The sequence below is a fragment of the Paracoccus niistensis genome, assembly GCF_042432925.1.
GTDB classification, from domain to species: Bacteria; Pseudomonadota; Alphaproteobacteria; order Rhodobacterales; family Rhodobacteraceae; genus Paracoccus; species Paracoccus niistensis.
The window spans coordinates 55,371-69,668 of sequence record NZ_JBHLWE010000013.1; the positions used below are offsets into that span (position 1 = coordinate 55,371).

Annotated in this window: 11 protein-coding genes; 5 read left to right on the forward strand and 6 right to left on the reverse strand. The window is 65.6% G+C overall.

All coding sequences use genetic code 11. From position 1 onward, the window contains the following. Positions 1 to 89 precede the first annotated feature (89 nt). Together ACFFII_RS03960 and ACFFII_RS03965 are read left to right on the forward strand one after the other, a co-directional pair. Positions 90 to 1,343, forward strand: a complete 1,254-nt coding sequence (locus ACFFII_RS03960) for an aromatic ring-hydroxylating oxygenase subunit alpha (RefSeq protein WP_377697600.1) — start codon at positions 90 to 92, stop codon at positions 1,341 to 1,343. Next, entirely contained in the window at positions 1,333 to 2,400 is a 1,068-nt protein-coding gene (locus ACFFII_RS03965; protein WP_377697601.1) for an FAD-binding oxidoreductase, read from the forward strand. The genes ACFFII_RS03960 and ACFFII_RS03965 overlap by 11 nt, the downstream gene beginning before the upstream one ends. Positions 2,401 to 2,481: 81 nt before the next feature. Here ACFFII_RS03965 and ACFFII_RS03970 read toward each other — a convergent pair whose 3' ends face one another. The 4 genes from ACFFII_RS03970 to ACFFII_RS03985 form a co-directional block, all read right to left on the reverse strand. Beyond that, complete coding sequence (locus ACFFII_RS03970) at positions 2,482 to 3,507, reverse strand: quaternary amine ABC transporter ATP-binding protein (RefSeq protein ID WP_377697602.1); 1,026 nt, start codon at positions 3,505 to 3,507, stop codon at positions 2,482 to 2,484. After that, positions 3,500 to 4,390: an ABC transporter permease gene (locus tag ACFFII_RS03975; protein WP_377697603.1), complete on the reverse strand. Its 891-nt coding sequence runs from the start codon at positions 4,388 to 4,390 to the stop codon at positions 3,500 to 3,502. The genes ACFFII_RS03970 and ACFFII_RS03975 overlap by 8 nt, the downstream gene beginning before the upstream one ends. 77 nt (positions 4,391 to 4,467) lie before the next feature. After that, the gene (locus tag ACFFII_RS03980) at positions 4,468 to 5,466 is read right to left on the reverse strand and encodes an ABC transporter substrate-binding protein (protein ID WP_377697604.1); all 999 of its coding nucleotides are present in this window, start codon (positions 5,464 to 5,466) and stop codon (positions 4,468 to 4,470) included. A gap of 78 nt (positions 5,467 to 5,544) precedes the next feature. Next, positions 5,545 to 6,216: a TetR/AcrR family transcriptional regulator gene (locus tag ACFFII_RS03985; protein ID WP_377697613.1), complete on the reverse strand. Its 672-nt coding sequence runs from the start codon at positions 6,214 to 6,216 to the stop codon at positions 5,545 to 5,547. A gap of 151 nt (positions 6,217 to 6,367) precedes the next feature. Between ACFFII_RS03985 and ACFFII_RS03990 the strand changes: the two genes are divergently transcribed. Then, positions 6,368 to 8,404: an oxidoreductase gene (locus tag ACFFII_RS03990; RefSeq protein WP_377697605.1), complete on the forward strand. Its 2,037-nt coding sequence runs from the start codon at positions 6,368 to 6,370 to the stop codon at positions 8,402 to 8,404. A 2-nt stretch (positions 8,405 to 8,406) separates the two neighbouring features. Further along, positions 8,407 to 10,965, forward strand: a complete 2,559-nt coding sequence (locus ACFFII_RS03995; protein WP_377697606.1) for a GcvT family protein — start codon at positions 8,407 to 8,409, stop codon at positions 10,963 to 10,965. Between the two features lie 662 nt (positions 10,966 to 11,627). Here ACFFII_RS03995 and ACFFII_RS04000 read toward each other — a convergent pair. Together ACFFII_RS04000 and ACFFII_RS04005 are read right to left on the reverse strand one after the other, a co-directional pair. Continuing rightward, positions 11,628 to 12,176, reverse strand: coding sequence for a hypothetical protein (locus tag ACFFII_RS04000; protein ID WP_377697607.1), 549 nt, complete (start codon positions 12,174 to 12,176; stop codon positions 11,628 to 11,630). Positions 12,177 to 12,245: 69 nt separating this feature from the next. Next, positions 12,246 to 13,379 carry a recombinase family protein gene (locus tag ACFFII_RS04005; RefSeq protein ID WP_377697608.1) on the reverse strand — a complete coding sequence of 378 codons (1,134 nt, stop codon included), beginning with the start codon at positions 13,377 to 13,379 and terminating at the stop codon, positions 12,246 to 12,248. A 344-nt stretch (positions 13,380 to 13,723) separates the two neighbouring features. On the opposite strand from ACFFII_RS04005, the gene ACFFII_RS04010 reads away from it, so the two are divergent. Further along, complete coding sequence (locus ACFFII_RS04010) at positions 13,724 to 14,272, forward strand: hypothetical protein (RefSeq protein ID WP_377697609.1); 549 nt, start codon at positions 13,724 to 13,726, stop codon at positions 14,270 to 14,272. Positions 14,273 to 14,298: the final 26 nt, after the last annotated feature.

The window sequence follows — 14,298 nt, forward strand, 5'->3', positions numbered from 1 at the left end:
TCATCAAGGATCATTATTGCAGTTGAGGGAAGCCCGCTTCTGGCCCTTAGGATGGCGCACAACCATCCTGCCTTGGCCAGAGGTTCCCGATGCTCGACAAGTCCCCCTTTTCCACGATCTCGACGCTGCTCGACGAACGGGTCGAGGGCCGTTCGCTGCCTGCGGGGCTTTATACCCGCGAGGACGTGTTCCAAGCGGACATGGACGTATTCTTCCGCAAGCACTGGATCTATGTCGGCCCTGAATGCGACGTGCCGGAACCCGGCGACGCCACGGTGATCGACATCGCCGGGTCCAGCCTGATCATGCTGCGCGACGACGACGGCGAGGTCCGGGTCTTCCACAACGTCTGCCGCCACCGGGGCGCGCGCATCCTCGACGCGGGCACGACGGTCGTGTCCAAGCTCGTCTGCCCCTATCACCAGTGGACCTACGAGCTGACGGGCGAACTGGCCTATGCCCCGCACATGGGCAAGGATTTCGACAAGACCTGCAACAGCCTCAAGCCCGTGAACTTCCGCAACATCGGCGGGCTCATCCATGTCTGTCTGTCCGACGATCCGCCCGCCGACATCGCCGCGCTGGAGGCCGTGGGGCGCGAGCGGCTGCTGCCCTATGACCTCAAGAACACCCGCGTCGCCCACCAGACCGACCTGATCGAGAACGGCAACTGGAAGCTGACGATGGAGAACAACCGCGAGTGCTATCACTGCTCGGCCAACCATCCCGAGCTTTGCGTGTCCTTCATCGATCTTGACTTCGGCTTCGACCCGGAAAGCCTCGCGCCCGAGGACCGCGAGACCGCCGCCCGGCACGAGGCGATGTATGCCGCCAAGACCGCCGAGTGGGAGGCGCAGGGCCATCCTTCCGCCGCCATCGAGCAGCTGACGAACTGCGCCACGAACTTCCGCACCCAGCGGCTGATCATCTCGGGCGCGGGCGAGTCGCAGACGCCGGATGCGACGGCGGCGGTGTCCAAGCTGCTGGGGATCGGGCGCAAGGACCTAGGCGACATGCACCTGTGGGGCCACAACAGCTGGCATCACTTCATGGGCGACCACATCATCACCGCCATGGTGATCCCGCTCGGCCCCGACAAGACGCTGCTGCGGATGAAGTGGCTGGTCCACAAGGACGCGGTCGAGGGCGTGGACTATGACTTCGACAAGCTGACCAGCGTCTGGATCGCCACCAATGAACAGGACGGATCGCTGGTGGAACGCTCGCACGCAGGCGTATCGGACCCGGCCTATGTGCCGGGGATGTATTCGCCCTTCACCGAGACGCAGCTGAACTGGTTCGCCGGCTGGTATGTGGACCGGATGCGCGCGCATGGCTACTGAGGTGCAGGCGCCCCCCGGCGGCTGGTGGGACCCCGAGACCGACGACCAACTGCGCTGCGTCGCGGTCCATCAGGAAACCCATGACGTCCGCAGCTTCACCTTCGTCTCGCCCGCCGGAAAGCAGTTCCGCTTCGGCGCGGGGCAGTATTTCCTGTTCGATTTTGCGGTCGGGGACGCGGTGGAGAGCCGCTGCTACAGCATCTCCTCGCCCCCAACCCGGCCAGGCAGCTTCACCATCACGGTCAAGCGCGTGGCAGGCGGCGTGGTGTCGAACTGGCTGCATGACAACCTCAGGCCCGGAGCCTCCGTGCGGGCGCAAGGCCCGCGCGGGACCTTCCTGCGGCCGGTGGCAGAGACGCGGAAATACCTGTTCCTGTCGGGCGGGTCCGGGATCACGCCGGTCATGTCGATGCTGCGCGAGATTGCGGATACCGCAGAGGTCGCGGATGTGGTGTTCCTGCACGCGGGCCGGACGCCGCAAGACTTCGTCTTCCGCGATGAGCTTGCATTGCTGGCAGGCCGGATCAAGGGGCTGCGGCTGTTCTTGCTGCCTGAGACTGCTGGGGCCGAGCCCTCCTGGCCCGGCCTTACTGGCCGCATCTCGGCGGAACTGATGGCCTTGGCCGTTCCCGACATGTCCGAGCGGATGGTGTTGTGCTGCGGGCCCGCGCCCTTCATGGCGGCCGCACGGTCCATCGCCGCGAGCCTCGGGGTGCCGCCGGGCCGGTATCTGGAGGAAAGCTTCGACGCGGCGGTGCTGGAGCCTCCCGCCCTCGAGGTCACGCCCTCGACCACGAGCTTCAAGGTCCAGTTCGCCAAGCAGAACCGCACCATCGAGGTCGGGGCCGAACAGACGGTCCTGTCCTGCGCCAAGAAGGCGGGCATCCGCATTCCGTCCTCCTGCGCCAACGGCATCTGCGGCACTTGCAAGTCGCGGCTGGTCAGCGGCAGCGTGGACATGAAGCACGGCGGCGGCATCCGCCAGCGCGAAATCGACGCGGGCATGTTCCTGCCCTGCTGCTCGCGGCCGCTCAGCGATCTGGTGATCGAGCGCTGAAAGGCCTCCCGTCAGGGGCGGCCTCTCCTTGAAAGGATGATCCACCGGCCTGCCTTTCAGGGCAGGCCGTTCGCATTTTTCTCAGCTGCCCCCTGCCGCAACGGCGACGGCACGGGTCATCGGAACCAGCCCGATGGCGCGGCCGGCCTGATCGAGAACCGTCAGCCGGTCCACGCCTTCGGCAGACATCATGCGGATCGCCTCGCCCAGGTTGGCGCGGCCGGGGATCGCTGGCCCCTGCGCCTCGGCCGTCAGCGGCTGCATCACGGATGCGACCTGCACCACCTTGGCGCGGTCCACGTGCTGGACGAAGCTCGACACGTAGTCGTCGGCGGGCTGCAGCACCATCTCCTGCCCCGTGCCTTCCTGGACGATCGAGCCGTCGCGCAGCAGCGCGATGCGGTCGCCGATCCGCAGCGCCTCGTCGAAGTCATGGGTGATGAAGACGATGGTCTTGCGGAACTCCTTCTGCAGGTCCAGCAGCACCGTCTGCATGTCATAGCGGATCAGCGGGTCCAGCGCCGAATAGGCTTCGTCCATCAGCAGGATCGGCGCGTCGTTGGCCAGCGCGCGGGCCAGACCCACGCGCTGCTGCATCCCGCCCGACAACTGGCTGGGATAGCGGGTCTCATAGCCCGCCAGCCCCACGCGCTCGATCCAGTTCATCGCGGCGCGGTGCCGCTTGTCCTGCGCCACGCCCTGCACCTCCAGCCCGTAGGCCACGTTGTCCAGCACCGTCCGGTGCGGCAGCAGGGCAAATTTCTGGAAGACCATCGCCGTCTTGTGGCGGCGGAACGCGCGCAACTCGGCCGGCGACATCGCCACCACGTCCTGCCCGTCGATCACGATCTCGCCCGCGGTGGGCTCGATCAGCCGGTTGATGTGGCGGATCAGCGTGGACTTGCCCGAGCCTGACAGGCCCATCACGACCTGGATCGTGCCCGGCTCGACCGAGATATTGATGTCGCGCAGACCCAGCACATGGCGGTGCTTCCGGTTCAGCTCGGCCTTGGTCATGCCGCGCCGCACGGCATCGACATAGTCCCGCGGGCGGGCGCCGAAGATCTTGTAGAGATTGCGAATCTCGATCCCGAGCGGTTCAGGCATCCATGCCTCCACGGTGTTTCTGCAACCGGCGGCCGAAGGCCTGGCTGATGCGGTCGAAGATGATGGCGATGCCGACGATGGCGAAGCCGTTGAAGACGCCCAGCGTGAAATACTGGTTCGAGATCGCCCGCAGCACCGGCTGGCCCAAACCCTGCACGCCGATCATGGAGGCGATGACGACCATCGCCAGCGCCATCATTATGGTCTGGTTGACCCCCGCCATGATGGTCGGCAGCGCCAGGGGCAGCTGGACGTTCCACAGCTTCTGCCAGGCGGAGGAGCCGAAGGCGTCGGCGGCCTCGATCACCTCGCGGTCCACCTCGCGCACGCCGAGGTTCGTCAGCCGCACGATGGGCGGCAGCGCATAGACGACAACGGCGATCATGCCGGCGACGCGGCCGATCCCCAGCAGCATCACGACGGGGATCAGGTAGACGAAACTGGGCATGGTCTGCATCACGTCCAGCACCGGGTTCATCCCCGACTGCACCCGGTCCGAGCGCGCCATGAGAGTGCCCAGCGGGATGCCGACCGCGATGGCGACCAGCGTGCAGACGAGGATCATGGCGATCGTCCGCATCGTGTCTTCCCACATGCCGAAATAGCCGATGGCGGCCATGGTCAGGACGCTGGCGATGGTCAGCCGGACGCTGCGGCTGCCCAGCCATGCCAGCGCGCCCAAGATCAGCAGCACCAGCGGCCAGGGCATCCCCAGCATCAGCCGTTCCGCCTGCACCAGCAACTGCCGCAGCGGATCGAAGAAGCCCTCGATCATCGCACCATAGCCGCGCGTGAACTCGCGGAAGCTGTCGTCGATGACGCGCTTGAGGTTGCGAAGGGTTTCCTCGTTCATCTGGGGAAACCGGTTCATCCAGTCCAGCATGGGGTTCCTGCCTTGGTGCTTGCGGATCGGACAACATGGGCCGCGGGCCGGTTCGCCCGCGGCGCCGGTTCAAGCGATCAGAGCGCCGCCTTGATCTTTTCGGCAGCCTCGGGCGTCACCCACTGCTCCCACAGCTCAGGCTGGGTGCGCAGGAACTCGCGCGCGCCATCCTCGCCAGTGGCCTGGTTATCGGTCATCCAGGCCATCAGCTTGTTGACCGTCTCGTTGGTCCAGGACCGCTTGTTGAGATAGTCCATGACGCCCTGCGGCGCGCGGTTGGCGAAGTCGGTGGAAATCAGCGTGTAGACCACGTCGGACTTCCAGTCGTTCGGCTTGGGATCGGGGCAGTCCGCATTCGAGGTGCAGCGTTCCCATTCCGCATCGTCCAGCGGCACGCCATGCTGAAGGCGGACCATTTCATACTTGCCCAGCAAGGCGGTCGGTTCCCAGTAGAAGGCGACAATGGGTTCCTTGTTCTCGTAAGCCCGCGCAATAGCGCCATCCAGGCCCGCGGCCGAGCCGGTATCGATCAGGTTCCAGCCCATGTCTGCCGCACCATAGGCCTTGAACATTTGCGAGGTGACGATGGTGCCGCCCCAGCCTTCCTGGCCGTTGTAGATCGCCCCCTTGTCAGGATTCTCGGGGTCAGGGAACAGGCCGGGATGCTTCAGCAGTTCCGGGATCGTCAGGATCTCGGGATGGGCGTCGGCGATGTATTTCGGGATGAACCAGCCCTGCTGGCCCCCGTCGCTCAGCGAGTTCGCGCCATAGACGATCTTGCCCTCGGCCTTGGCCTTTTCCACCAGATCGGGCAGCAGGTTGATCCAAGCCTCGGGGACCACCTCAGGACGGCCGCGCTCGATCAGAGAGGTGATCGAGGGCACGGTGTCGCCAGCCACGATCTCGGCGTTGCAGCCGTATCCGTTGTTCAGGATGAACTGGTCCATGGCCGCCAGCACTTCGGCGCTTTGCCAGTTCATGTTCGACAGCGACAGGTCGCCGCATTCTTCCTGGGCAAGCGCCGGGACCGCCGCCAGCGCCGTTCCGAATGCAGCAAAGGTCAGGACTTTCCGCATTTCCACCTCCGTCCAGAGCCCTGTTGGATGTGCTGGCCGGCGGGCCCTGGGACGCCGGCTGGCTGCGCGGCGGCGGTGTCAGCCCGTGCCGCGTTTCACCGGGACCGGCTGCCCGTCGTCCCCTAGGCGATAGCCGAAGGGGGCAAGGAACCGGGCCATCTCGCTGGGCGTGGCCTCGGTGCCGGTGTAGATGCGGACGTAAGCCGCAACACGCGCCAGCCGCGTGGCGACCGTCTCGCGCGTCTGCATCGAGATATAGCCGATCTGGACCAGGTAGATCGTGCGCGCCCGCACGTCGGCGTCGATCTCGTCATAACCGAAGCGGCGCAGCATGACGCGCAGCGCCTCCATCCGCGTCTCGTCGGCGCGCCTGACCCGCCCCATGGTGTCGTCGGACTGCAAGGCCCAGCTGCGGACGGCGAACTCGAAGCCCGCGTCGAACCGTTCGCCCACGATGAAGCAGGACAACAGGTTCAGCGCCGCCTCGGCCGGTGTTTCGGCATAGGCCTCAGCGGCGGCAACAAAGCCGCGGGTGTTGGTCTGCTCCCAGGTGTCCAGCAGCGCCTCGAGCAGCGCCTCGCGGCTTTCGAAGAACCAGTAGAAGCTGGTCCGCGACAGGTTCAGCCGATCGGACAGGATCTGGATGCGGACGCTGTCCACCCCGTTCTCGATCAGGGCCTGGTAGGCGGCATCCATCCACAGTTCGCGCGAGCCGCGTTCCTTCAGCCGTTTTGCGGGGGACGAGGTCATGTTCATGAATCGGATGATAGCGCCCAAAGGTGATGTGGCAACGAAAATTGTTCAGGATAGAACATCGAATGTTCGGCCAGTTCGATTTTCTTGACAGGTATGAACAGTGGTTCCACTCTGCTGTCGACACCCCTCGCAAGAGCGCCATCTCATGTCGAACGATCCGCTGCTCCAACCCTTCGCCCTCAAGCACCTGACGCTGAAGAATCGCCTGCTGCTGACCTCGCACGAACCGGCCTATGGCGAGGACGGGCTGCCCAAGGACCGCTATCGCGCCTATCACGTGGAACGCGCAAAAGGCGGCGTGGCGCTGACGATGACGGCGGGCTCCGCCGTGGTGGGGCCGGACAGCCCGCCCGCCTTCGGGAACCTGCTGCTTTACAAGGACGAGATCGTGCCGTGGATGCGCCGGTTGGTGGACGAGTGCCACGATCATGGCGCCGCCGTGATGATCCAGGTCACGCACATGGGCCGCCGCACGCGCTGGGACCGGGGCGACTGGCTGCCGGTCGTGGGGCCGTCTCATGAACGCGAGGCCGCGCATCGCGCGTTCCCCAAGCGGATCGAGGATTGGGACATCGCCCGCATCACCGCCCAGTTCGCCGACGCCGCCGAGCGGATGAAGGAAGCGGGTGTGGACGGGATCGAATTGCAGGCCTATGGCCAGCTTCTGGCGCAGTTCTGGACGCCGGCGATCAACGACCTTGACCCGCCCTATGGCGGCAGCCTCGACAACCGCCTGCGTTTCACTTTCGAGGTGCTGGACGCGGTGCGTGACCGCGTCGGTCCCGACTTCATCGTGGGGATGCGGGTCGTCCCGGACGAGCAGATGCCGGGCGGCGTCACCAAGGAGGACGGCGCCGAGATCGCCCGCCGCCTGCGCGACAGCGGAAAAGTCGATTTCCTCAACATCGTGCGCGGCCATATCGACACCGACGCAGGGCTGACCGACCTGATCCCGATCCAGGGAATGCCATCGGCCCCGCATCTGGATTTCGCCGGGGAGATCCGCGCCTTGTCGCAGATGCCGACCTTTCACGCGGCACGCATCCAGGACGTCGCCACCGCCCGCCATGCCGTCGCAAGCGGGCTCTTGGACATGGTGGGGATGACTCGCGCCCATATCGCCGACCCGCATATCGTCCGAAAGCTGATGGCGGGGCAGGAGGACCGCATCCGTCCCTGTGTCGGCGCGAACTACTGCCTCGACCGCATTTACCAGGGCGGCATGGCGCTGTGCATCCACAACCCCGCCTCCGGGCGCGAGGAGACGATGCCTCACGCGATCCCGCCTGCCGCGCAGTCGCGCCGCGTGACGGTGGTTGGCGCGGGTCCCGCGGGCCTCGAGGCCGCCCGCGTGGCCGCCGAGCGGGGCCATGCCGTCACCGTCTTCGAGGCCGCCGACCAGCCCGGCGGGCAGGTCCGCCTGGCCGCCCTGCAGCCACGGCGGCGCGAGATGGAACAGATCATTTCATGGCGGATGGAGGAATGCGCGCGGCTGGGCGTCACCTTCCGCTTCAACAGCTTCGCGGACGCAAGCGACGTGCTGGACACCACCCCCGACGTGGTCATCGTCGCCACAGGCGGCCTGCCGCATACCGAGGTGCTGACCCAAGGCAACGAACTGGTCGTGTCGGCCTGGGACATTCTCTCGGGCGACGTGAAGCCCGGCGCGAATGTGCTGGTCTATGACGACGCGGGCGACCATGCCGCGCTACAGGCCGCGCAGGCCATCGCCGAGACGGGGGCCGAGGTCGAGGTCGTGACCCCCGACCGGACCTTCTCGCCCGAGATCATGGCGATGAACCTCGTCCCCTACATGCGGGCGTTGCAGAAGGGAAAGACGACCTTCACCGTCACATGGCGGCTGCAGGAGGTCCGGCGCGAGGGCAACCTCTTACGCGCCGCGCTGGGCAGCGACTATGGCCACTTCAGGCGAGAGCGGATCGTCGATCAGGTGGTGGTGAACCACGGCACCCGGCCGCTGGACGAGCTGTATTTCGATCTCAAGCCGCAGTCGTCGAACGGAGGCGAGGTCGATTATGACGCGCTGATCGCGGGCAGTCCGCAGCAGGTCGCGCGCAACCTTTCGGGGACGTTCCAGCTGTTCCGCATCGGCGACGCCGTATCCGCCCGCAACACGCACGCCGCGATCTATGACGCGCTGCGCCTGGTGAAGGATCTCTGACGATGGCATTTCCCGAACACGCAAAGGTCGTCATCATCGGCCTGGGCGGCATCGTCGGCGCCTCGGTCGCCCATCACCTGATCGAGCGCGGCTGGGACGACATCGTCGGCATCGACAAGTCGGGCATCCCGACCGACATCGGCTCGACCGCCCACGCCTCGGATTTCTGCTTCACCACCAGCCATGATTTCCTGAGCACCTGGACGACGCTCTACTCCGTCGATTTCTACGAAAAGCTCGGCCATTACGCGAAGGTCGGCGGGATCGAGGTCGCCCGCGTGGGCGACGACGCCCGCATGAACGAACTGAAACGCAAGGTCGCCTCGGGCAAGGCGTTCGGGACGCGCGCCCGGATGATCTCGCCCGCCGAGGTCAAGGAGCGCTTCCCGCTGATCGAGGAAGACGTGATCCAGGGCGGCATGTGGGACCCCGATGCCGGGCTGGTCATTCCCCGCTCGCAGACCGTGGCGGGCAAGCTGGTCGATCAGGGCGTGGCCTCGGGCAAGCTGCGGGCCTTCGCCAACACCCCGGCGACCTCGCTGGTGATCGAGGGCGGGCGCATCCGCGGCGTCGTCACCCCGCGCGGTACCATCCGCGCCGATCTGGTGATCGTCTGCGCCGGCATCTGGGGGCGGCTCATCGCCGAGATGGCGGGCGAGGACCTGCCGGTCTTCCCGGTGGACCACCCGCTGACCTTCTTCGGCCCCTTCACCGAATTCGAGGGCACCGGCAAGGACATCGGCTATCCGCTGCTGCGCGATCAGGGCAATTCGGCCTACATGCGCGACACGGGCGACCCGACGACCGCCGAGGGCGGGCAGATTGAATGGGGCTATTACTACGACACGGCGCCACGCCTCTGCCACCCCCGCGATATCCTGGAAAAGGAGTTCACGCGACTCTCCCCGTCGCAGCGCGATTTGGACATCGAGGACCTGATGGAGCCGCTGGAGCGCGCCATCGAGCTGACCCCGATCCTGGGCGAGCTTGGCTATAACGAGAGCCATTCCTTCAACGGGCTGCTGCAGGCGACGACCGACGGGCTGCCCTCGGTCGGCGAAAGCCGGAAGGTGCGAGGACTGTGGTATTCGGTCGCCGTCTGGGTCAAAGACGCACCCGCCATTGGCAAGCTGGTGGCCGACTGGATTACCGATGGCCGCACCCATATCGACCACGCAAGCATCGACTACGCTCGCTTCAACCCCCACCAGCTTGAGCCCGACTACATTACTGCCCGCTGCACCCAGACGGCGGCCGCGATCTACACCCCGCCAGTCCATCCGCGCGAGCCCTTCGAAGGCGGCCGCGACATCCGCCGCTCGCCCTTCTACCAGCGCGAGGTGGAACTGGGCGGCCACTTCATGGAACTCGGCGGCTGGGAACGCGCCCATGGCTATGCCGCGAACGAGCATCTGCTGGAGAAATACGGCGACCGCGTCCCGGTGCGCGAACATGAATGGGACAACCGCCATTTCTGGCGCGTGTCCAATGCCGAACAGCTGAAGATGAGCGAGAGCTGCGGCATCATCAACCTGTCACATTTCCACATCACCGACATCTCGGGGCCGGATCATGTCGCACTGCTGGAATGGCTCTGCGCCGCCCGGATCGGGGGCGATGCCAATATCGGCAAGGGCATCTACACCCATTTCCTCGACGACCAAGGGAATGTGCGCGCCGATCTTACGGTCCTGCGCTTTGCCGACCGCTGCTTGCTGGTCAACGGGGCGGATGCCGGGCCGCGCGACCTGACCTACATGCGCCGCGTGGCGCAGGACCGGGGGCTCGACGTCACTCTGACCGACGCGTCCGAGGACCGCATCACCATCGGCTTCTGGGGGCCGGAGGCCCGCGCGAAGCTGCGGACAGTGGTTGAGGACCCGGCAGCACTGGAACCCGACGCCTTTCCGTTCGCCGCCATCCGCCCCGTCAGGATCGCGGGCAGGGAGGTCACGGCCTTCCGCATCTCCTATGTCGGTGAACAGGGGTGGGAGCTGCACATGCCCTATGACGACGGGCTGGCCGTCTGGGACGCCCTGCGCTCGACCGGCGCGATCGCGGTCGGGATCGAAACCTATGCGAACTCGCGCCGGATGGAGAAGAGCCTGCGCCTGCAGAACGCGGACCTGCGGACGGAATACAACCTGTTCGAGGCAGGGCTGGCGCGACCCAAAGTCAAGGAGGCCGATTTCCGCGGCAAGGCGAAGCATCTCGAATATGCCGCGCGGGCCCACCAGCCGGCGATGCTCTGTACTCTGGTGATGACCGACAACATCGACGGCAACGGCATTGCCCGCTATCCCGTCGGCATCCTGCCGGTGCTGGACCCCGACAGCGGCGAGACGCTGGTGGATGAACTCGGGCGGCGGTCCTGGACAAGCTCCATCGCCTACGGCCCGACCATCAGCAAGAATATCGCCCTGGCCTATCTGCCTTGGTCCTATTGCCAGGAAGGCCGCAGGCTGGCGGTCGAATACATGGGCGAGACCTTTGCGGTCGAGGTCGCGGCGGTGGGAAACATGGCGCTCTATGATCCTGAAAATCAAAAGCCGCGAAGCTGAACCTCCATGTCGCCGATGATCCGGACCGCTGAAAATGGCGAAGTTTGGTCCTGAACTGCAGCGTCTGGACCGCGGCGCGCTGATCCGCCGGGACATGGCGCTACCGATCCACGGGCTCCTGCTGCGGCAATTTCTTCGGAAGAGAACCAGTGCTTCGTCCTTGTGAAGAACGCCGACGCTGGTCTGGCTCTCACATTTGCCCTGCCTTTGCCCCGCAAATCCAGGCAGGGCAAACAGATGTAGCTGTCGAGTTCAGCGCAGGAGCGTGGTCCTGTTAGTCGGCACATTCTTGGTCAGCAGCCTCAGGGAATGGGCCGCATCAATCTTCATGCTGTCCTCGACACCTCTGGCTCGTGAGCTTTCGGCTTGCCTCGCATATCTCCAGGCAGCACGGGCGGGAGAACGCCTCTCTGCAGAGCCTTAGGGACGGCTTGCTGAACTCGTGGATGATGTTCGGCGTGGCCGGGAAACGGCCCCCGACTGTTTCCCGATCCTCCAAGCGCTCCCGTCCGGTTTACCCTCCACCACATGTTCGATCGCGGTGACCCGCCCAGTCCACAGGCCGCAAGGGATGGTTCTTGTGGCCTGGTTTCAACGGAAAACCTAAGCCGAGTTGGTCCTGCCTCTCAAGATTCGTCCATTCCGGATGCAAAGATTCCCGGCTAGGCAGGCCATGCGGTAAGGGCTGCGGGACCTGGGCAGTTAGCCTGGTACAAAGGCGAGTATTTCTGAAATCCTGTCCCCGCAACCAACACTGTTTCTTTAGACATATCAAAGCCCTCATCACCTGCCGCGGCGGGTGCGTTCGCATGTCTGGACACCAGCACCTGCGGGAGCGGCCAGCCCGTTGCTAGGCACAGCAAGCCCGCCAGCGCACCCTGCAGGTCGATCGCCAGCCGCGTGCCGTCGTCCTCGCCTGCCTCCGGCACTAGGACGATCTTGTCGACCAGGGAGCGAAGGGCTTCCTTCGCCTCCTCCTGGTCGTCCGCATTGGACAGGCCTTGGATCAGTTGACCGACCCGGGTCCGGTAGGTCTTCGCCATACTCGGATGGAAGCGGACCGGATCGGGGGCAGGGGCCGCGGAGAGCAGCCGCTCCAGTTCCTTCCTCCGGGCATCGAGTTCGATCATCCGGTCCTTCACCTGCTCCGCGGGCACTCCGGCGATGATCGCGTCCACCAGCTTCTTGTGGTCGGCCGTGACCTGGCGCAATTCCTTCTCCAGGCCTGCCCCGCCCGCGTCCCCCTCGGCCTGCAGCCGGTTCCGCTCGGCCGCGTATTCCTAGCAGAAGATCTCCACCGCCTCCTCGTCCATCAGGTGGTTCTCGAGTGCGTCGAGCACCGCTCCTTCTAAGTCCTGGCGCCGGATCGTGGACATGTTGGTGCAGACCGCCGGTCCCTTCTTGCGCGCGGCCGAGCAGCCGAAGGCCTCCTTCGAGATCTTCGAGAACCCGGATCCGCAGCAGCCGCAGTTCATCAGCCCCGAGAACAGGAACTTCGGCCGCCGCCGGTCCCAGACCGGAACGCCCGTGTTCTTCGACACCAGGGCGCCTTGGCGGCTCCGCACTTGCTCCCACAGCTCGTCGTCGATGATCCGCATTCCCGGCACCTCGGTGATCACCCACTCGGCCTCCAGGTTGAGGCGGGAGATCCGCTTGCCGGTGCCCGGGTCCTTGACATAGCGGAGCCGGTTCCAGACCTGCCGGCCGATGTAAAGTTCGTTGTTCAGGATCCCGGTGCCGCGCTCGCGGTTGCCGTGGATCGTCGAGGTGCCCCAGTGCCCGCCTTGGGGACCGGGGACTTTCTCCAAGTTCAGGGCTTCCGCGATCATCCTCGGCGAGATCCCCTTAGCGTAATCCGCGAAGATCCGCCGTACAACCGCCGCCTCGGCAGGGTCGATCTCCCGGTCGCCGCGGATCGGCGCCCTGTCAGGGGCGAACTGTGTCACCGCCGTGTAGCCATAGGTTAGCCCGCCGGCCGACTTGCCTGCGAGCGCCCGGCCCTTCAGACCCCGGTGCGTCTTCTTGCCGAGCTCCTTGAGGAAGAGGGCGTTCATCGTGCCGGTGAGACCGATCTGCAGTTCGGAGACCTGCCCCTCGCTCACGGTCTCGATCCGGATTCCATGAAATTGCAGTTGCTCGAAGAGCCTGGCGATGTCGGCCTGGTTGCGGCTGAGCCGGTCGAGCGCTTCGGCGATGACCACGTCGAAGCCGCCGCCGCGGGCGTCCTCCAGCAGCTTCTGGATGCCGGTGCGCATCAGGCTCGCCCCAGAAACCGCGCGGTCGTAATACTCCTCCTTCACCTCGAAGTCCTTGCTCGCGGCGTAGTCGCGGCAACTGCGCAGCTGGTCCTCGATCGAGGCGTCACGTTGAAGATCCGAGGAGAAGCGGGCGTAGAGGACGGCGCGAGAGGTCATGGAGCGGTCACCCCGGGGTTGCGGTTCGGCATTCCGTCTGCGGCGGCGTCCACATGGTCCGCCCGGGCCTGAGCATGGGCAAGGGCAAGGGCAAGGGCACGGATGAGATCGAGGAGTGCCTGAGGGTAGGGGCGGGGCATGCTCTCTGCAAGCCCCGTCCGGCTGCCGCGATCCCGCGATCCCTCCTCAACCCCCCTGTTCCTGTTCCGCCTTGCCATCGTGCATTCGCCTGTCACACTCGATGCAGGCAGTGTGCGGCGCGCGCGTCTCCGCTGTTTGGAGGCAAATCGGACATTTTGTAACCTGCAGCAATCAAATGAAAAATTTTCCCGGGCTATGAGGAGATGCTGAATGCGTGGCGGGAAGAGGCCGCCGCGCGCGCGGCAGTCGATGGTCGCCGTAAGGCGACTGTTCATGCCGACGTGGCGCCCTGCCTCCTGTTCGTGGACCCGGCGCGCATCTCCGGTAATCTGCGTGAATTGCCCCACGCGGTCCGCAGCCGCTTTCTGGCCCGGCCGCATCGCCGCGAGATTGCGTTGTCCCCGGGCCAGCTGGCCGACCTGCCCCTCCTCGCGCCCTGGTCCCGGAAGCAGTTCGAGGAGTTCGGCTACTTCGTTCAAGGGATCCTGGCCCGTCCCGCTCCCGACAACCCCCGTGGTCGTCGTCAACTCGATGCCGTGGAGGTTCGGCTTCGGGAAACCCTGGCACTGTGGGTCTGGGCCCTGATGCCTTCGATCGAGTGCCTCGGCAGGCGTCTGCGAGGTGCCGAAGATTGCGACGCGCCGGGCCTTTCGCTGCTCAGCGAACTGGCGCCATGGCTGTCGCGGATGGCCGGCGAGAGCCTGGCCCGGCGGCTTGGTCTGCCCCCTGAAAAGTGGTCCTCCCTGAAGTAGCTTTCGAGCCAGATGGAGGACGAAGG

Bases quoted from the DNA above. Each gene is read 5' to 3' on its own strand.
- ACFFII_RS03960 (WP_377697600.1), top strand. From the start codon at position 90: ATGCTCGACAAGTCCCCCTTTTCCACGATCTCGACGCTGCTCGACGAA.
- ACFFII_RS03965 (WP_377697601.1), top strand. From the start codon at position 1,333: ATGGCTACTGAGGTGCAGGCGCCCCCCGGCGGCTGGTGGGACCCCGAG.
- ACFFII_RS03970 (WP_377697602.1), bottom strand. From the start codon at position 3,507: ATGCCTGAACCGCTCGGGATCGAGATTCGCAATCTCTACAAGATCTTC.
- ACFFII_RS03975 (WP_377697603.1), bottom strand. From the start codon at position 4,390: ATGCTGGACTGGATGAACCGGTTTCCCCAGATGAACGAGGAAACCCTT.
- ACFFII_RS03980 (WP_377697604.1), bottom strand. From the start codon at position 5,466: ATGCGGAAAGTCCTGACCTTTGCTGCATTCGGAACGGCGCTGGCGGCG.
- ACFFII_RS03985 (WP_377697613.1), bottom strand. From the start codon at position 6,216: ATGACCTCGTCCCCCGCAAAACGGCTGAAGGAACGCGGCTCGCGCGAA.
- ACFFII_RS03990 (WP_377697605.1), top strand. From the start codon at position 6,368: ATGTCGAACGATCCGCTGCTCCAACCCTTCGCCCTCAAGCACCTGACG.
- ACFFII_RS03995 (WP_377697606.1), top strand. From the start codon at position 8,407: ATGGCATTTCCCGAACACGCAAAGGTCGTCATCATCGGCCTGGGCGGC.
- ACFFII_RS04005 (WP_377697608.1), bottom strand. From the start codon at position 13,379: ATGACCTCTCGCGCCGTCCTCTACGCCCGCTTCTCCTCGGATCTTCAA.
- ACFFII_RS04010 (WP_377697609.1), top strand. From the start codon at position 13,724: ATGCTGAATGCGTGGCGGGAAGAGGCCGCCGCGCGCGCGGCAGTCGAT.